21 protein-coding genes are annotated in these 17573 nt (G+C 72.1%); 10 read left to right on the top strand and 11 right to left on the bottom strand.

All coding sequences use genetic code 11. The features are described 5' to 3' along the window. Positions 1-143: 143 nt before the first annotated feature. Positions 144-1730, bottom strand: coding sequence for an MDR family MFS transporter (locus DLJ59_RS31755; protein WP_124777583.1), 1587 nt, complete (start codon positions 1728-1730; stop codon positions 144-146). A 112-nt stretch (positions 1731-1842) separates the two neighbouring features. Here DLJ59_RS31755 and DLJ59_RS31750 point away from each other — a divergent pair, with 112 nt between their 5' ends. Continuing rightward, complete coding sequence (locus DLJ59_RS31750; protein WP_124777581.1) at positions 1843-2421, top strand: TetR/AcrR family transcriptional regulator; 579 nt, start codon at positions 1843-1845, stop codon at positions 2419-2421. Positions 2422-2501: 80 nt separating this feature from the next. On the opposite strand, the gene DLJ59_RS31745 is transcribed toward DLJ59_RS31750, so the two are convergent. Next, positions 2502-3011 (bottom strand): GNAT family N-acetyltransferase, encoded by a 510-nt coding sequence (locus tag DLJ59_RS31745; protein ID WP_124777579.1) that lies wholly within the window; start codon positions 3009-3011, stop codon positions 2502-2504. After that, entirely contained in the window at positions 3008-3229 is a 222-nt protein-coding gene (locus DLJ59_RS31740) for a biotin/lipoyl-binding carrier protein (protein WP_208648903.1), read from the bottom strand. Before DLJ59_RS31740 ends, DLJ59_RS31745 begins: the two co-directional genes overlap by 4 nt. A gap of 222 nt (positions 3230-3451) precedes the next feature. Here DLJ59_RS31740 and DLJ59_RS38365 point away from each other — a divergent pair, with 222 nt between their 5' ends. After that, complete coding sequence (locus DLJ59_RS38365; RefSeq protein WP_369814844.1) at positions 3452-3526, top strand: 50S ribosomal protein bL37; 75 nt, start codon at positions 3452-3454, stop codon at positions 3524-3526. Between the two features lie 133 nt (positions 3527-3659). Here DLJ59_RS38365 and rsrA read toward each other — a convergent pair whose 3' ends face one another. The 5 genes from rsrA to DLJ59_RS31715 form a co-directional block, all read right to left on the bottom strand. Continuing rightward, on the bottom strand, positions 3660-3947 hold the full coding sequence (gene rsrA / locus DLJ59_RS31735) for a mycothiol system anti-sigma-R factor (protein ID WP_124777577.1): 288 nt from the start codon (positions 3945-3947) through the stop codon (positions 3660-3662). Position 3948: 1 nt separating this feature from the next. Then, on the bottom strand, positions 3949-4776 hold the full coding sequence (locus tag DLJ59_RS31730) for a sigma-70 family RNA polymerase sigma factor (RefSeq protein WP_124777575.1): 828 nt from the start codon (positions 4774-4776) through the stop codon (positions 3949-3951). A 233-nt stretch (positions 4777-5009) separates the two neighbouring features. Beyond that, on the bottom strand, positions 5010-5627 hold the full coding sequence (locus DLJ59_RS31725) for an alpha/beta hydrolase family protein (RefSeq protein WP_124777573.1): 618 nt from the start codon (positions 5625-5627) through the stop codon (positions 5010-5012). Between the two features lie 51 nt (positions 5628-5678). Continuing rightward, entirely contained in the window at positions 5679-6071 is a 393-nt protein-coding gene (locus tag DLJ59_RS31720) for a WhiB family transcriptional regulator (RefSeq protein WP_124777571.1), read from the bottom strand. A gap of 195 nt (positions 6072-6266) precedes the next feature. Then, entirely contained in the window at positions 6267-6977 is a 711-nt protein-coding gene (locus DLJ59_RS31715) for an SOS response-associated peptidase (protein ID WP_124777569.1), read from the bottom strand. Between the two features lie 103 nt (positions 6978-7080). Here DLJ59_RS31715 and aroA point away from each other — a divergent pair, with 103 nt between their 5' ends. Genes aroA through DLJ59_RS31695 form a run of 4 tightly spaced genes read left to right on the top strand, consistent with a single transcriptional unit; the run spans position 7081 to position 11273 of the window. Next, the gene (gene aroA, locus DLJ59_RS31710; RefSeq protein ID WP_124777567.1) at positions 7081-8382 is read left to right on the top strand and encodes a 3-phosphoshikimate 1-carboxyvinyltransferase; all 1302 of its coding nucleotides are present in this window, start codon (positions 7081-7083) and stop codon (positions 8380-8382) included. After that, positions 8352-9512, top strand: coding sequence for a ribosome small subunit-dependent GTPase A (gene rsgA, locus DLJ59_RS31705; RefSeq protein ID WP_124777565.1), 1161 nt, complete (start codon positions 8352-8354; stop codon positions 9510-9512). The genes aroA and rsgA overlap by 31 nt, the downstream gene beginning before the upstream one ends. A 28-nt stretch (positions 9513-9540) precedes the next feature. Continuing rightward, entirely contained in the window at positions 9541-10359 is an 819-nt protein-coding gene (gene hisN, locus DLJ59_RS31700) for a histidinol-phosphatase (RefSeq protein WP_124777563.1), read from the top strand. A gap of 59 nt (positions 10360-10418) precedes the next feature. Beyond that, positions 10419-11273, top strand: coding sequence for a hypothetical protein (locus DLJ59_RS31695; RefSeq protein ID WP_425271477.1), 855 nt, complete (start codon positions 10419-10421; stop codon positions 11271-11273). A 26-nt stretch (positions 11274-11299) separates the two neighbouring features. Here DLJ59_RS31695 and DLJ59_RS31690 read toward each other — a convergent pair whose 3' ends face one another. Then, entirely contained in the window at positions 11300-12499 is a 1200-nt protein-coding gene (locus DLJ59_RS31690) for a glycosyltransferase (protein WP_124777561.1), read from the bottom strand. A gap of 189 nt (positions 12500-12688) precedes the next feature. Between DLJ59_RS31690 and DLJ59_RS31685 the strand changes: the two genes are divergently transcribed. The 3 genes from DLJ59_RS31685 (at position 12689) to DLJ59_RS31675 (ending at position 15172) form a co-directional block, all read left to right on the top strand. After that, complete coding sequence (locus tag DLJ59_RS31685; RefSeq protein ID WP_244236330.1) at positions 12689-13720, top strand: SDR family oxidoreductase; 1032 nt, start codon at positions 12689-12691, stop codon at positions 13718-13720. Further along, on the top strand, positions 13720-14511 hold the full coding sequence (locus DLJ59_RS31680; RefSeq protein WP_124777559.1) for an ATP-binding protein: 792 nt from the start codon (positions 13720-13722) through the stop codon (positions 14509-14511). Before DLJ59_RS31685 ends, DLJ59_RS31680 begins: the two co-directional genes overlap by 1 nt. 88 nt (positions 14512-14599) lie before the next feature. After that, on the top strand, positions 14600-15172 hold the full coding sequence (locus DLJ59_RS31675) for a DUF5709 domain-containing protein (protein ID WP_124777557.1): 573 nt from the start codon (positions 14600-14602) through the stop codon (positions 15170-15172). A gap of 9 nt (positions 15173-15181) precedes the next feature. Here the strand turns inward: DLJ59_RS31675 and DLJ59_RS31670 are convergent, their stop codons facing one another. Together DLJ59_RS31670 and macS are read right to left on the bottom strand one after the other, a co-directional pair. Then, positions 15182-15835: a response regulator gene (locus DLJ59_RS31670; protein ID WP_124777585.1), complete on the bottom strand. Its 654-nt coding sequence runs from the start codon at positions 15833-15835 to the stop codon at positions 15182-15184. A gap of 14 nt (positions 15836-15849) precedes the next feature. Further along, a complete protein-coding gene (gene macS, locus DLJ59_RS31665) occupies positions 15850-16983 on the bottom strand; it encodes a MacS family sensor histidine kinase (RefSeq protein WP_124777555.1) in 1134 nt (377 codons plus the stop codon). 119 nt (positions 16984-17102) lie between these two features. On the opposite strand from macS, the gene DLJ59_RS31660 reads away from it, so the two are divergent. Then, entirely contained in the window at positions 17103-17558 is a 456-nt protein-coding gene (locus DLJ59_RS31660; RefSeq protein WP_124777553.1) for an ATP-binding protein, read from the top strand. Positions 17559-17573 lie beyond the last annotated feature (15 nt).

Below are 17573 nucleotides of genomic sequence, written 5' to 3'. Positions count from 1 at the left end.
CCCCTGCGCCGGCTCTGGCAACGTCTGCGCCGCCGCTAAGTCCCCGCCAACCCCCGCGATCTTGCACTTACTGTCGCCGTTTTGTCGGAAACAGTGCTTATGCACGCGCACAAAGTGCAAGATCGCGGAGGTTCGGGGTTGGGTCAGGCGACCGGGGCGGCCTTGCCGAGGGCGACCTCGGCGTCCTCCTCCGGGGTTGCCTGCGGCGCCTCGTTCGCGGTGCGCAGCGGGATCTCCTTAATGAACCAGGCGAGCACCGGGATCACGATGGTGAACAGGACCGCCCAGAGGAAGACGTGCGAGATGGCGTCGGAGAGACCGCCGAGCACCGCCTCACGAGCCTGGGCGGGCAGCTCCTTGAGCTTCTCAAGGTCCATCCCGGCGCCGGCCTCGCCGCCACCGAAGGCACGACCGCCCTCGGAGCTGGCCAGTCGGTTGGCGAAGATCGCACCGAACAGCGAGATGCCGAACGAGCCACCGATCGACCGGAAGAAGGTGGCCGCGCCGCTGGCCGCGCCGAGGTCCTTCTGCTCCACGCTGTTCTGCGCGATCAGCATCGACGTCTGCATGAGGAAGCCCATGCCGACGCCGAGCACGATCATGTACAGCGAGGACATCAACTTGCTGGTGTCGGTGTCGAGCATGGACAGCAGCGCCATGCCCCCCGTCATCACCACGCCACCGATGATCGGGTACGCCCGGTACCGACCGTTCCTGGTGATCGCGCGGCCGATGACCAGCGAGACGACCAGCATGCCGAACATCAGGGGCAGCAGCAGCAGACCACTGTTGGTCGCCGACGCCCCCTGCACGGTCTGCTGGTAGAGCGGCAGGAAGTTCATCGCGCCGAACATCGCGAAGCCGAGCAGGAAGCCGATGACCGAGATCAGCGCGAAGTTGCGGTTGGCGAAGAGCGCCAGCGGCAGGATCGGCTCCTGGACACGACGCTCCACCAGGCCGAACACCACCAACGCCGCCAACGCGAGCACGGCCAGGCCGAAGATCTGCGGCGACGCCCAGGCGTACTCGTTGCCGCCCCAGGTGGTGATGAGCACGATCGCGGTGATGCCGACCGAGAGCAGCCCGGCGCCGAGCCAGTCGATCCGGTGCTCGGTGCGGTACTTCGGCAGGTGCATGGTGGTGATCAGCACGAGCAGCGCGACACCGCCCAGCGGCAGGTTCACGTAGAACGCCCAACGCCAGGAGAGGTGGTCGGTGATGAAGCCACCGGCCAGCGGGCCGGCCACCATGGCGATGGCCATGATGCCGGCGATCATGCCCTGGTAGCGCCCGCGCTCGCGGGGCGGCACCAGGTCACCGATGATCGCCATCACGCCGACCATGAGGCCGCCGGCGCCGAGGCCCTGCACCGCCCGGAACGCGATGAGCTGGACCATGCCGTCCTGCGGGCCGCCCAACATCGCCGAGCCGGCCATGCCGCAGAGCGCGGAGCCGATCAGGAAGACGACGACCGAGGTCAGGAAGACCGACTTGCGGCCGTAGAGGTCACCGAGCTTGCCCCAGATCGGGGTCGAGACGGTGGTGCCCAGGACGTACGCGGTAACCACCCAGGTGAAGTGGTTGAGCCCGCCGAACTCGCCAACGATCCGCGGTAACGCGGTGCTGACGATCATATTGTCGAGCATCGCGAGCATCATCGCGATCATCAGCCCGAACAGCACGACCCGGATGTTGTTGGGTCGTGTGCCGGTCTGGGTTGCCTGAGTCATGGGTAAGCTCCCCCCGAGGATTGCCGTACTTACTTGCCGCCCGGCTAGTCACCTTACTAGCCGCACGGTAAGTTTGGGTACGAGCAACGGTCAAGTCAGTTGGAGGGCGTGAGTGAGCGAGAGCACAGGCGGCGGAACGCGGGAACGGATCAAGGCCGTCGCGCTCGAACTCTTCACCGAGCAGGGGTACGAGAAGACCTCGCTCCGGGAGATCGCCGAACGCCTCAACGTCACCAAGGCCGCGCTCTACTACCACTTCAAGAGCAAGGACGACATCGTCGCCAGCTTCGTCGAGGACCGACTGGAGCGGATGGACGCGCTGACCGCCTGGGCCGCCACCCAGCCCGCCACCCTGGACACCCGGCGCGAGCTGATCTCCCGCTACGCCGACACGATGTTCGACGGCAGCCAGCCGTCGGTGATGCGCTTCTTCGAGCAGAACCAGACCGCGCTCAAGAGCCTCTCCTCCGGCCAGAAGATGCGCGGCCGGATGATGGAGCTGGCCGAGGCGCTCTGCCGGGGCGACGACTCCCCCGCCGCCCAACTGCGCGCCGTGCTGTCCCTGTTCGCGGTGCACACCAGCTGGTTCGCGGTACGCGCGCCGCACATCACCGACGACGAACGCCGCAAGCTCGCGCTGGAGGTGGCCGACGAGCTGCTCGCCGCCATCGGCACGCAGCCCGACGCCTGACCCGGGCCCGTCCGGCCCGGCTAGCCGGTAGACGGCTCAGCACCGCCGGCCGGTAGGCGGACCACCGGCCGGTCGGCGGCTCAGCGGCGCGTCAGCTCCAGGCGCAGGCCGAGCAGGTCCACGCCCGGCACCGGTGCCCAGTCCTTCTCCGGCGAGCGGACGAACCCACGCCGCGAGTAGAGCCGATGCGCCGAATCGGCCATCCCGGCCCGGACGCAGATCATCACCGCGGTGCAACCCAACTCGGTCGCCCGGTCGACACACGCCTCGACCAACGCCGCACCGACACCCCGCCCCTGAGCGCCCGGGTCGACCGCGAGCATCCGAAACTCCGCCTCGCCCGGCCCGGACAGCTCCGCGAACGGTGTGCCCGGCAGCACGAACGTGACCGAGCCGAGCACCGCCCCGGTCGCCTCGTCGACAGCGACCAGCACCTCGCCGCTGGCGGCCCGGGTCGACACATCGGCCAACACCTCGCCGTACCCGTGTTCGCCCTTGAGCTGCCCGTCCGCCTCGTACGCGGCAACGGTCAGCCGGGCCACCGCCGGGAAGTCGGCGGGCTCCGCCGGACGGACCCGCAACCCGGTCAAGCGATCACCGCGATCAGGTCACCGTCCTGCACGACGTCGCCCTCGTGCACGGCAAGCTGCTGGAGCACACCGTCGGACTCGGCGACGACCGGGATCTCCATCTTCATCGACTCGAGGATCACCAGGGTGTCACCCTCAGCCACCGTGTCACCCGCCGTGGCGACGACCTTCCAGACGTTGGCCACCATCTCGGCGCGGATCTCCTCGGCCATGTCCAGGCCCTCCCTCTTCGCGACGTGCCTGCCGATGTATCCAATCATGCGTCGACCGGCGGTGGGCGGTCAGCGGGCGCAGCCGGGATGGCAGGCCCGCCCTGGGGAAGGCGGCGGGTGCCGACCGCACTACCATCAGCGGGTCGGACCCGACGCCGGACCGCCGGTGGCTGCATCGGCGCCGAGGTCGTGCGCAGGACGGATCCGACCCATCACGAGGAGGTCAGCATGGCGAAGAAGTCCCGGAAGAAGAAGGCCCGTAAGAAGAGCGCCGCGAACCACGGCAAGCGTCCCAACTCCTGAACGGGTCGACGGGCCGGCTGCCCGTCGCCGCTCAACCGGCCGAGGCCGGGTACACCGGTGGCCCGGGTCGACATCGACCCGGGCCACCGGTCTTGCCAGCTGGCGCCGACACTCGGTCGGCCAGCTCATAGGCTCAGTCGGCCAGCTCACGGGAGTCGCTGGTCTCGAAGACCACCAGCTCGGTGAGCTTGACCCGCAGCCGCTCGCGCAGCTCGTCCGGAGCGGTCTCGTTGCCACAGCAACGAGCCACCAGCGCCCGCACCTCCTGCTCCAACCCGTACTCGCGCAGGCAGTGCCCGCACTCGTCCAGGTGGTGCCGGATCAGCGAGCGGCGCTCGTCGGCGCACTCCAGATCCAGGTAGAGATACACCTCCGCGAGGACTTCGCGGCAGTCCGTCTCGTGCGGCTCCCCACAGCTCACGTCACACCTCCCGGCCGGCAGCGGCGGCGGTCGAGCCCTTCGCCGAGCGGGCCGCACTGAAGCCCCGCTCCCCCGCGTAGCGCTCGAGCAGCTTGCGCAGATTACGACGGCCACGGTGCAGACGCGACATCACGGTGCCGATCGGCGTGCCCATGATGTCCGCGACTTCCTTGTAGGAGAAGCCCTCGACATCGGTGAGGTAGACGGCCAGGCGGAACTCCTCCGGCAACTGCTGGAGGGCCTCCTTGACGTCGCTGTCCGGCAGCCGGTCCAGTGCCTCCGTCTCGGCGGAGCGCAACCCACTGGAGGTGTGCGACTCGGCCTCGGCGAGCTGCCAGTCGGTGATCTCCTCCGTGGGCGCCTGGATCGGTTGGCGCTGCCGCTTACGGTAGGAGTTGATGTAGGTGTTGGTCAGGATCCGGTAGAGCCAGGCCTTCAGGTTCGTGCCCTGCTCAAACTGGTGGAAGGCCGCGTACGCCTTCAGGTACGTCTCCTGGACCAGGTCCTCGGCATCCGCCGGGTTGCGCGTCATTCGCAGCCCAGCAGCGTAGAGCTGATCGACGAATGGCATCGCGTCCCGCTCGAATCGGGCCCTGCGCTCGTCCGTCTTCTCGGTCGTCAACCGCACATCCCCTCGCGTCGGATGCTTTCCCGCCGAGGATACGCGCACGGACCTACCCGCAGATTCACTTCCGGCTGGTGTGCCCATGCTCACCGCACCCACCCCGCCCGGTCCCGCCGTCGCGGGCCACTCCGGGCCATCCAGCAGCCGCTTCAGCTGCCGGGCGTCCCGTTCATCCCGTTCCAGGCTTCGTGTCTCGGTTGGCACCGGTCACCCCCTCGCAGAAAAGTCGTCCGGGGGTAGTAACGCGAGATGACCACTGGGGCATTCCGTCCCGGCCTCCCGTTCCTGGTCCCGGCCCCGACGGCGGCCGGCGCTGGGACCAGGAAGGGCCTGGGAGGACTGGTGTCACCGGCCCTGATCGGGCCGGCGGCACCATCGGATGCAACGACCCGTGCCCGGCGCCGGAAACGGTGCCCCGGCGAGCCGGCCACGCCGGGTCAGCCGGCCGCCCAGCCCTGGGCGTACAGCCAGTCGCGCACGGCGGCGGCGGTGCCGGCCGGATCCCGACGCAGATCGTGCGTCTCACCGGGGCGGCTCACCACCCGCACGGTCGGCCCCGGCTCCGGCGTCCCGAACGGGTCCCGGTCGCCGTTGACGACCACCGTCGGCAGACCAGTGTCCAGTTCGGCGGCCCGTGAGCGTTCCGGCCGGCCGGGCGGGTGCAGCGGGAAGGCCAGCGCGACCACGCCGGCCGCGCCCACCGCACGGGCCGTCCGGCAGGCCACCCGCGCGCCACTGGAACGCCCACCGACCACCACCGTCGACACGTCGGCGTGCCGGTCGCGCAGCACGCCGAGCACCGCCGCCCAGGCTTCGTCGAGGTGACCGGCCGGTGCCGGCGCACGTCGACCGGCGACCCGGTACGGCTGGGTCACCCGGACCACCGCCAGGCCGGCCGCGACCGACGCGTCCCGGACCGCGAGCAGGTCGGGCGCGTCGACGCTGCCGCCCGCACCGTGCCCGAGGACGAGCAGTGCGGTGGCCGGGCGGACCGGCAGGTCGGTGTCGATCCGCGCCGGACCGCGCGGGGTGTCGATGGCGTTGCTGGATGGCATCGACCCATTCTGCGCCGCCGGCCGGGCGACGGATGCGAACCGGGCCGCCGGTCAGCTCAGCGGGACCAGGGTGAGCAGGCGATCGCGCACCGGTGGGCCGGCGTCGTCGATGGCGTCCGGGTCGGGGTCGACCTCGCCACGCCAGGCGACCAGCATGGCCCGTCTCTCCCTCGGCGTGGTGCCGCCCCAGACGCCGTGGCAGTCACCGACATCGAGGGCCCACGCCAGGCAGGACCCCTGCACATCACAACTGCGGCACAGCGCGACGGCGGCGTCCGCCGGCTCGTTCGGTGCCGGAAAGAAGGTCTCCGGATCGACGCTCTGGCAGGTGCCTCTGGTGCGCCACGCGTCGTCCTGTCGCCGTTCCCGCACGGCCCGCAGCAGTCGCGGATCCCGCCGCGCCGCCGCCACCTCGTGCGGACGCGGCATACGTGCCCGTGTCATCCGCCCACCTCCCCCGTGGGACCGGCAAGAACTGTGGACGTCGTCCGCCCCGTGCGAATCGATGACCACTACCGGCGCTGTGTTCTATCGCACTTGGCGACACCGGGACAAGGGTCTGCCGGGAACATGACCGAACAATCGGGAGACGAATGCGCGGAACCCCGGCAAATCGGCGGACAACGATGCGGGGCGGCGTCAGAACAGGGTCAGCTCCTGGGGTGTCACCGTCGGCGCCACCGCCACCCGGGCGGTCAGTTGCGGCCCGTCGTTGCGAACGTCTCCCACCGCCGCACCCACCGGGCGGATCTCCAGCCCCGCCAACTGCTCCGCCGACGCCGGAGTGAGCAGCCGCCCCGGCTCGTCGGTCGGCGCGAGCCACGACGACCAACGCTCGGGCGGCAGCAGCACCGGCATCCGGTCGTGCACCTCGGCCAGGTCGCCGAGCGCCGCGGTCGTCAGCACGCTGAAGGTGAGCCGGGTCTCGACGTCGGACTCCCAGACCGACCAGATGCCGGCCAGAGCGAGCACCGAACCATCCCGGGGGGTCATGAAGTACGCCTGTCGGCCGCCGTCGGGCAGCCGGACCCACTCGTACCAGCCGTCGGCCGGGACCAGGCAGCGGCGACGGGAGAAGGAGCCCGCGTACGCCCGACTGGTGGCCACCGTCTCCGCCCGCGCATTGATCATGCGGGCAGCTCCCGAGGTGGACCGGGACCAGTGCGGCAACAGACCCCAGCGGCCGACACAGAGGCTGCGATGCCCCTCCGGACTGAGCCGGACCAACGGCACCGGGTCGGTCGGCGCGACGTTGTGATCGACCCGAACCAGACCGTCGGAGTCGTCGGACGACTCGAACAGCGCGCTCAGCTCGCCAGAGCTCCGGGTCGTCGCGTACCTGCCGCACATGGGGAACACGCTAACGCGTCGGAGGCCCCGTCGGCTGTCCCGCCAACCGGGAGCGCGAACGCCGGCTGCCGCCGACCACCCGCCGACACGGCAGAATGTAACCGTGGGGAACCTGACAGCGACCCGGCCACCGCAGCCGTGGACCGCACCGACCGCATCCGACCCGGTGGCGGCGACGCTGCGCCTGCCGGGATCCAAATCGATGACGGCCCGCGCCCTGGTGCTCAGCGCGCTGGCTGCCGGCCCGTCGACGCTGGCCCGGCCACTGCGCGCCCGCGACACCGAGTTGATGGCCGCCGGCCTGCGGGCGATGGGCGCACACGTCTCGATCAGCGACGACGAGCGCTGGCTGCTCCGCCCGCACCCACTGGTCGGCCCCGCCCACGTCGACGTCGGGCTGGCCGGCACCGTGATGCGGTTCGTGCCGCCGGTGGCGGGCCTGGCCGACGGGCAGGTCACCTTCGACGGTGACCCGTACGTCCGCACCCGTCCGCTCGGCCCACTGGTCGACGCGCTGCGCTCGCTGGGCGTCCGGATCGACGTCACCGGCACCGGCAGCCTGCCGCTGACCGTGCTCGGCACCGGCCGGATCACCGGCGGCGAGGTGGTGATCGACGCGTCCGCCTCCAGCCAGCTGGTCTCCGGGTTGCTGCTGGCCGCCCCGCGCTTCGACAGGGGTGTCGTGGTGCGCCACGTCGGCCCACCGGTGCCGTCCGCCCCGCACCTGCGAATGACAGTGCAGATGCTGCGGGCCGCCGGCGCGGCGGTCGACGACAGCACCCCCGACGTCTGGGCCGTCGAGCCCGGCCCGCTCACCGGGCGCGGCTGGGAGATCGAGCCGGACCTCTCCGGCGCGGTGCCGTTCTTCGCCGCCGCCCTGGTCACCGGCGGTGAGGTGACCCTGCAGGGTTGGCCGCACAGCAGCGCGCAGCCGGTCGAGCAGCTCCGCTCGCTGCTGCAACGGATGGGCGGCGAGGTCACCCTCTCCACCGAAGGGCTGACCGTGCGGGGCACCGGCGTGGTGCACGGCCTGACGGCCGACCTGTCCGACGTCGGCGAGCTGACCCTCGTGCTGACCGCGCTGGCCATGCTGGCCGACTCGCCGTCGGTCTTCACCGGCGTCGGGCACATCCGGGGCCATGAGACCGACCGGCTCGCCGCGCTCGCGCGGGAGTTCGGCGGGCTCGGGGCGGACATCACCGAAACACCGGACGGGTTGGAGATCCGCCCCCGCCCGCTGCGCGGCGGGGTCTTCCGCACCTACCACGACCACCGGATGGCGCACGCCGCCGCGGTGGCCGGGCTCGCCGTTCCGGGCATCGAGGTGGACGACGTGGGGTGTACCTCCAAGACCATGCCCGAGTTCCCGGCACTATGGTCAGCGATGGTGACCGGCAAGAGCTGACGCGACGGAGGAAGGCCCTGGCGACCAAACGGCGGGAGTACGACGAGGACGACGTGCGGGTCCGGCCCGGAAAGTCCTCGCGCCCGCGTACGCGCACCCGCCCGCAGCACAACGACGCGGTCGACGGGTTCGTCATCGCCGTCGACCGGGGGCGCTACACCTGCGTGCTGTCCGGGGCCGAACGCGGCGTGGTCGGCGCCGAGCTGCCCATGGTCACCGCCATGCGGGCCCGCGAGCTGGGCCGCAAGTCGGTGGTGGTCGGTGACCGGGTCAGTCTGGTCGGCGACACGTCCGGCGCGGAGGGCGCGCTCGCCCGCATCGTCCGGATCGCCGAGCGCCGCTCGGTGCTGCGGCGCACCGCCGACGACGACGAGACCACCGCCGAGGGTCGGCTGGAACGGGTGGTGGTGGCCAACGCCGACCAGTTGGTGATCGTCAGCGCGTTGGCCGACCCACCGCCGCGCACCGGGTTCATCGACCGCTGCCTGGTGGCCGCGTACGACGCGGACGTCGAGCCGCTGCTCTGCCTCACCAAGGCCGACCTGGCCGGGCCGGAGGAGGTGCTGGGCTACTACACCGAGCTGGAGTTGCCGTACGTGCTCAACCGTCCCGACTCCGACCTCGACGCGCTCCGTGCGCTGCTGAGCGGCAAGGTGTCGGTGTTGGTCGGGCACTCCGGGGTGGGCAAGTCGACGCTGGTCAACCGCCTCGTTCCGGACGCGCTGCGCGCGGTCGGCGTGGTCAGCGCGATCGGCCGGGGCCGGCACACCTCGACCAGTGCGGTGGCGTTGCGGCTGCCACCGGTGCCCGGGGTCGACACCGATCCGGGCTGGATCATCGACACCCCCGGGATTCGCAGTTTCGGGTTGGCGCACGTCTCGGCCGACAGCCTGCTGCACGGTTTTCCGGACCTGGTCGAGGGCACCGTCGACTGCCCACCGAACTGCCCGCACACGGCCGACGAGGCCGACTGTGGGCTGGACGCCTGGGTGGCCGCCGGTAAGGCCGATCCACGCCGGCTGGCCTCGTACCGTCGGTTGCTCGCCTCCCGCGCGGGCGAGGGTGACTCGCGCGGCGACAGCGACCAGCGCGGGCCGGGCGAGGGCGACCGGCGCGGGCCCGACGAGTGACCCGTCGGGCGTGGGCTAGGTTGCCGGCATGACCGGGTACGCCGACGACCTCACCCTCGCCCACCTGCTCGCCGATCGGGCCGACGCCATCGCCACGGCCCGGTTCCGCGCGCTCGACCTGCGCGTCGAGGCGAAGCCCGACCTGACGCCGGTCTCCGACGCGGACACCGCCGTGGAGCGGGAGATCCGCGCCCTGCTGGCCGAGCACCGGCCGTCCGACGGGCTGCTCGGTGAGGAGTACGGCGCGCAGCCGTCGACCGACCCGAACGGCCGCCGGTGGATCATCGACCCGATCGACGGCACCAAGAACTTCGTCCGTGGCGTGCCGATCTGGGCCACCCTGATCGCGCTCTACGACGGCGACCTGCCGGCGGTCGGCGTGGTGTCCGCACCAGCGCTCGGGCGACGCTGGTGGGCCAGCGCGGGCGCGGGCGCGTACGCCGGGCCGGGCCCCGCGGCCGGCGAACGGATCGGTGTCTCCGCGGTGCGTGAGGTCGCGGACGCCAGCTTCTGCTACTCCTCACTGAACGGGTGGGAGGAAGCCGGGCGGCTCGACGCGGTGCTCGACCTGATGCGGGGCAGCTGGCGCAGCCGGGCCTACGGCGACTTCTACGGCTACATGCTGTTGGCCGAGGGTGCGCTCGACGTGATGGCCGAGCCGGAGCTGTCCCTGTGGGACGTGGCGGCGCTGGTGCCGATCATCACGGAGGCGGGTGGCACGGTCACGGATCTGTCCGGTCGACCGACCCCGGCGGGCGCTCCGGGCACCGACAGCAGCGTGGTGGCCACCAACGGTGTGCTGCACGCCGACATCCTCGCCCGCCTCAATCGACCAGCCGCGCACTGACCCCCGGCAACCTCTATCCTCGCCAGGTGGTCTCCTCCGGCTGGTGCTTCCTCGCGGCGATGATCGTCGCGTATGGCTTCGCCAACCTGCTCCAGTCGGTGGCTGCGGCCCGCACCACTGTCCACCACACCTTCGATCCGGGCCTGCTGCTGCGCCTCGCCGGGCACCGGACGTACCTGGTCGGCCTCGGCTGTCAGATCGGCGGTTTCGTGCTCGCCTTCCTGGCCCGACGGGACCTGCCGCTCTTCCTCGTGCAGGCCAGCGTGGCCGCCGGGCTCGGGGTGACCGCCATCCTCGGGGTGCTGGTGTTGAAGTGGCGACTTCCGGCGGCGGAGGTGGTGCTGTTGGCGCTGCTCTTCGCGGGGATCACCGCACTGGTGTTGTCCGCCCGGCCGGCGCCGTCGAAGCAGCTCGGCACCGCCGGCTCGATCGCCCTGCTGGTGGCGCTCGGCGTGATCGCGGTGCTCGGTGTCTTCGCCGTGCGGCTGCACGGTGCGCCGGGTTCGGTGGCGCTCGGCTCACTGGCCGGGCTGGCGTTCAGCTCGGCGGCGGTCGCCGCCCGGCCACTGGCGTCCGCGCCGTCCGCCGAGGCGTTCCTCGCCGACCCGCTGTTGTACCTGTTGATCGCCCACTCGATCGTCGGTCAGCTGCTGCTCGGTCTGGCCATGCAGCGCGGATCGACGACCGCCGCGGTCGCCGCGATGGACGCCGCCGGCGCGGTGCCGGCCGCGATCGTCGGCCTGCTGCTGCTCAACGACAAGATCTGGCCGGGTCGGGAGTGGCTGGCCGCGGCCGGCTTCCTGGTCACCCTGGCCGCGGTGATCGGCCTGACCCGGTACGCCGAGCCGCAGCAGCACCGTTCGGTGGCGGCCCGTCGGGACCACGCCATGGTCGGCGCCGGCCGGCCCGGCTGACTGGTTCGTGCTGGCCGGCGCCCCGCTCAGGCCTCGACCGGCTTGCGCCGGCTCACCACCCGCTCGTAGAGACGCTCCAACGCGCCGGCGGTCCGCTCCCAGGTGTAGCTGCTGCGCACCCGGTCCACAGCGGCGTGTCCGTACGCGAACCGGCCGGCGTTGTCGGCGAGCAGCCGGCGCAATGACACGCCGAGTGCGCGGACGTCACCGGGCGGCACCAGGCGGCCGGTGACCTCGTCGACGACGGCGTCCGCCAGGCCACCCATCGCGTAGCCGATCACCGGCACCCCGCAGGCCATCGCCTCCAGCGACACCCGCCCGGCCGAGGAGTAGTGCGGCGTGCAGGCGACCACGTCCGCCGACCGGTACCAGGTGGCCATCTGGTCGTGCGGCACCGCCCCGACGAGCCGTACCTGGTCGACGACGCCGATCTGCTCGGCCAGCTCGCGCAGCCGTCGCGCCTCCGCGTGGTTGGCCAACTGGTCGGCTGGCGGCCCACCGGCGATCACCAACTCGGCGTCGCCGACCAGCCGCATCGCCCGGATCAGGTCCTCCTGGCCGTGCCCTGCGGCGAGCGAGCCCACCGAGAGGATGCGGGGCCGTTGTTCGCGCGGTGCGGCCTCGCCGTCGGGATGGAACAGGTCGATGTCGACGCCGGCCGGCACCAACGCGACGGAACTGCGTTGCAGACCCATCCGGGTCAGCTCGTCGACCTCGTCGTTGGACTGGGCCACGGCGATGTCGACCGCCCGGGTCAACGCCCGCTCCAGCGTGATCCGCTGGCCCGGCCCGTCGTAGTGGCCGCCCAGGTGACGCAGCTGCTCGATGCCGAGCGAGTGGAACGTCTGCACCACCGGGATGTCGGTCTCCCGAACGGCGTGGGCGGCGGCCAGGCCTCCGACCCAGTAGTGCCCGTGCACCACCTCGGGCCGCCAGGCACCCGACCACTCGTCGGCCAGCCAACGGCCGACCTCCGTCACGTACGGGATCAGCTCGGCGGTGGGTAGTGGGCTGGGCGGGCCGGCGGGCACCTGGTGCACCTGGTAGCCGTCGACGTCCATCGTCGCCGGCCCCGCCGGGTCGTCCCGGCGGACGTAGAGCCGGACGTCATGGCCTCGCTCGGCCAACTCCGCGGCGACCCTGGCGATGTGCTGTCGGGTGCCGACCGGTGGGCCGTCGGCGTGGCGGTACGAACTGGCGTGCGCGCAGACGAGGCCGACGCGCATGGGTCACCTCCCTGCGATCTTTCCTCGGCGGTGGTCCTCCCGGTCAGAGCGTCCCATTAACCCCGCCAGGCTGAGCCGAAACCTGGCAGATCAGGAAGAGTCCGCGCGACTGCCACCGACACTTGCGCCACGGCAAGCACAGGCGACACGACCGCACGGGTCGACGATGATCGACAAGCTGTCGCTGGTGTGACCAGGTCCGACCGGGGGTACCGCTCAGGAATGCCGCTGACCCGCAGCCTCGACGATTCGACCGTGGTGATCACCGGCGCCTCCAGCGGGATCGGCACGGCGACCGCGTACGCACTGGCCCGCCGGGGCGCCGCCGTCGTGCTGGCCGCCCGCAGTGAGCCCGCCCTGCGACAGGTCGCCCAGCGGTGCCGGGAGTTGGGCGGTCAGGCGTTGGTCGTACCGACCGATGTGACCGACCTGGAGTCGGTGCGGCGACTGGCCGACCAGGCGGCGGCCGAGTTCGGCCGGATCGACGCCTGGGTGAACAACGCCGCGGTCAGCGCCGTGGGTCTGTTCGACGAGATCCCGGTCGCCGAGTTCCGTCGGGTGCTGGAGGTCAACCTGCTCGGGGCGGTGCACGGCATCAAGGCGGCCCTGCCCTACCTGGGCGCCGCCGGTGGCGGTGTGCTGGTCAACAACGCCTCGGTGCTGGCCGAGGTGGCCATGCCGTACCAGTCGGCGTACAACGCCACCAAGCACGGCATCCGAGGGCTGGCCGACACCGTCCGACAGGAGCTGCGGGTGACCGGTCGGGGGCACATCTCCGTCTGCACCGTGCTGCCGGCCACGATCGACACCCCGTTCTTCCGGCACACCGGCAACCACAGCGGCCGGGAGTTGGTGCCGCCTCCCCCGATCTACCCGCCGGAGGTGGTCGCTGAAACCATTGTTCGGCTGCTGCGCCGGCCCCGCCGCGAGGCGTACGCCGGCGGCGCGGCCCGGTTGATCGGCCTGCAGTGGCGGGTGGCGCCCGCGCTGGTGGAGCGCACCCTCGGCTGGTACGCGCACCGCACCCAGTTCGGGCCGGGCGCCCGGGTGGACAGCAGCGGCAACGTGTTCCGCGCCGATGCCCAGGCGCGCCAGGACGGCGGCTGGCACGGTCGGCGGCGGCAGTTGGTGCGGATGACCGCCGCGTTCGGTCTGGCCGCCGCCGGCACCGCTGTCGGCACCCTGGCGGCCATCAACCGCCGCTCCCGGTCGGACCGCTGATGGCCGATGTCGAGCGCCCGAATGCGCTGACCGTCACCGGCGCGCACAATGGGGCGATCATGGCGAGCTGTCTCGTGGAAGTCGACGAGTCGTCGGCGGTGGTCCGGCTGACCGGTGTGCTCGACGCCGCCGGAGCCGAGGTGGTACGCGGCGCGCTGCTCGCCCGCCTCGCGGACCGGCCCGGTCCGGTGGTGGCCGACGTGACCGGACTGCGGGTCGTCGACCCGGCCGGTCGGCGCGTCTTCGCCGACATTCGCCGGGAGGTCGCCGACTGGCCCGCCGCGGATCTGCTGCTGTGTGACCCGGCGGTGGCCGCGTCCGCCCACCCGGATCCCGCGCTCGACGGCGTGCCGGCCTGGCCGACGCTCGACGGCGCGCTTGCCGCGGTCGCGGCGACACCTCTGGCGGCGGTGCTCACCGCCGAACTGGCCCCGGCGGTGGAAGCCGCCCGGCAGGCACGCGAGTTGGTCACCACCGGGTGCGCGCGGTGGGGCATGCCGACTCTCACCGACCCGGCGTGCATCGCGATCACCGAGCTGGTCAACAACGTGGTGGCGCACGCCCAGACCCCGATGACGGTTCGGTTGGCACCCCAGGAGACCACCCTGCACCTGGCGGTTCGCGACCACTCTCCGCTCCGGCCGACGTTCGCCGGGATATCCCCGCCGAACCGGGCCGGAGGCCGGGGCCTGCTGCTGATCGACACGGTGACCCGCCGCTGGGGCAGCAGCGCCGTACCGGACGGCAAGGTCGTGTGGTGTGTGCTGCACCCGGACGACGAACCCGCCTGACCGGGTTTTGGCCATCGGTGCCCGGTTCGGCGCGGTATCGCCGACGGTCACCCGGTTATGGCGGGAGGGCAGCGGGTAGTGATCAGACATGCGCGACAACGAGTACCCGACCCCCGTGTCCGACACCGAGGCGCAAGGTCTGCCCGACACCGCCGATGACGACTCGACCGCCAACGACGACGTCCTCACCGGGCGGGAGGCGGACGGTCCGGACCCGGCCCAGCTGCCCGGCGACCGGACGCCGGTGGCGGTGGACCGGTTCGGAACGACCGCTGAGGAGCAGCTCGACGGTGAGTCGTTGGACTACAAGCTCGACCGTGAGGTCTACGAGCGCCCGGTGGACGACCCGCTGGCCGGCACGATCGACCCGAAGATCGCCTTCGAGGCGGACAATCTGGAAGCCGCGGCGGAGGCTCAGCTGGACGCCGACGTGATGGACCCGGGGCCGACCTCCGACCCGAACTCACCCGTCTCCCTCTACGACCACGGTCAGCTCGGCACTTCGGCCGACGCCACGGTGGGCCGGCTGGTGGAGCCGGACGAGGGGTCGCACACCGACCAGGAGACCGACTCGGTGGCGTATGACGCCGGATCGGCCGGGGGCGGAGCGACCGCCGAGGAGTTGGCCATCCACGAGACGGAGCCGCCGCGCTCGGTCTGACGTCCCGCTTCAGTCGTCCAGGCCGCGTTCGATGGCGTACCGGGTCAGCTCGACCCGGTTGTGCAGTTGCAGCTTGCCCAGGGTGTTCTGCACGTGGTTCTGCACGGTGCGGTGCGACAGGCCGAGCCGCTGGGCGATCTGCTTGTACGACATCCCCTTCGCCACCAACCGCAGCACCTCCGTCTCCCGTTCGGTGAGCTGGGGCGTGGCGGGTTCGGCAGCGTCGGCCCCGCCGGTCCCCCGCCCCGGTCCGGCGGCCAGCCGGCGATACTCGCCGAGCACCAGCCCGGCCAGGCCGGAGGTGAAGACCGCCTCGCCGGCCGCAGTGCGGTGGACCGCCTCCAGGAACTCGGCGGGCGCTGTCGACTTCACCAGATATCCGGTGGCCCCGGCCTTCACCGCGTCCAGCACGCTCTGCTGTTCCCCGCTGGCGCTGAGCATCAGCACCCGTACGGCGGGCAGCGCCCCGCGCAATCCCAGGATCACCTCGACGCCGGAGATGTCCGGTAGTTGCAGGTCGAGGACGACGACGTCGGGGCGGGCGGCGGCGGCCACCCGGATGGCCTGTCGTCCCTCGCCGCTCGTCGCCACCACCAGGAAACCGGCCTCGGTCAGGTCGCGGGCCACCCCCTCCCGCCACATCGGATGGTCGTCCACCACCATCACCCGGATCGGGTTCACCGCGATGACCTCGGCACGCTCAGTTCGATCTCGGTGCCCGCCTCGGGCGCGGACACGATCCGGACCGTCCCGCCCAGGTCGGTCACCCGGCCCCGAATCGACTGGGTCACGCCGAGCCGCCCCTGGGCGGCCGCCTCGGTCAGCCGGCCGGCCGGGATGCCCGGCCCCTCGTCGCGGATCGACACTGTCACCGTCGCCCCCTCGTCCTCGATCAGCACCCAGGCCCGCCCACCGGCGTGCCGCCCCACGTTGTCCAGGGCCGCGCCGGTCGCGGCGGCCAACTCTCCGGCCACCCGTCGGGGCAGCGGCACCGGGGTGGCCGGGGCGGAGAGCGCCACCGCCGCCGAGGCGTACCGGCCGAGCAGGGTCCGCAGGTCCACCGCCTCGCCGCCGTCCGGGAGGCTCTCGGCGGCCGGGCCGGCACCGGCGATCAACGCCCGCAGCGCGGCCTCCTGCTCGCCGGCCAGCCGGGCCAACTCGCCGGCCTCCCCGGGCAGGTCAGCGCCGCGCCGCTGCACCAGCGCCAGCACCTGCAGAACCGAGTCGTGAATGCCCCGGGCCAGCCGCTCCCGCTCCCGGGTGGCGGCCTCCAACTCCACCGCGCGCTGCAGCCGCTCCTCGGCACTCGCCGCCAGCCGGGCCACGTGCCCGACCACCACCCCGGCGAGCAGCATCAGGATCACGCCGGTGAACGAGGACTGGCCGATCCGCTCCCGGGTGGCCAGGTCCGCGCCGGCGACGATCAGCGCGGCGACAGTGCCTCGCCGCCGGCCGCCGGAGACGGCCCAGGCCAGCACCGGACCGGCCATCCAGGCAACCCCGAGGGTGGGTACGCCGTGGGTGAGCGCCGTCCGACCAACCACCCACGGGGTGGCCAGCACGATGGCCACCACCACCAAAAGGTCGGCCAGCAGCAGCGGCCAGCGCCGCCAGGCCGGTCGGGCGTACCCGATAGCTGTCGCCCCGGTCCAGGCGATCATCAGCAGGATCAGGGCCCCGACGGCGTACGGGCGGGCGTACCGGTCGGCGTCGCGCACCGCGAGCGCGCAGACGTACGCCAGGGAGGCCAGCCTGAACACGGTGAGCGCACGCCACAGCGGCACCTCGAAACCACCCGGCGGCGACGGCATGGCGGTCAGGATGCCACAACCGGCCGGACGCACGGCGAGCAGCGAGTGCGGTTCGGGAAACCCTGACGTACGGTGGAAAAGCCGCGAAATACTCCGAGATGCGCCGCCGGGACGGGCCCATGACGAACGCAGACCCGCACGCACCGCGTACGGTTGTGCCCATCGAACCTGCCCTCCTGATCGCCGAAGCCTTTGACCAGGCCCAGGTGACCGAGATTCGACACTCGGTCGCCTCCTGCGCGCATGCCTCGGGCCTCAGCGGCCAACGGCTGGACGACTTCGTGCTCGCGATCAACGAGCTGATCACCAATGCGGTTCGGCACGGCGGCGGGCGCGGCTGGCTGCGACTCTGGCGCGAATCGGGCGCACTGTGCTGCGAGGTCGCCGACCACGGGCACGGGATCAGCCCGCAGCGGCTGGGCGACCGCAGTCGGCCGGCCCCGGACACCGCCGGCGGCTGGGGGCTCTGGCTGGCCCGGGAACTGACCGACGCGATGGAGGTGGCCACCGGCACCGCCGGCACCACCGTCCGCATCACCACCGGCCTAACAACCCGCAACCACACCCCGCACTAACCAACCCCACCCCAC

This window comes from Micromonospora inaquosa, assembly GCF_003857055.1.
GTDB classification, from domain to species: Bacteria; Actinomycetota; Actinomycetes; order Mycobacteriales; family Micromonosporaceae; genus Micromonospora; species Micromonospora inaquosa.
This window is presented reverse-complemented; position numbering and strand designations above follow the sequence as displayed.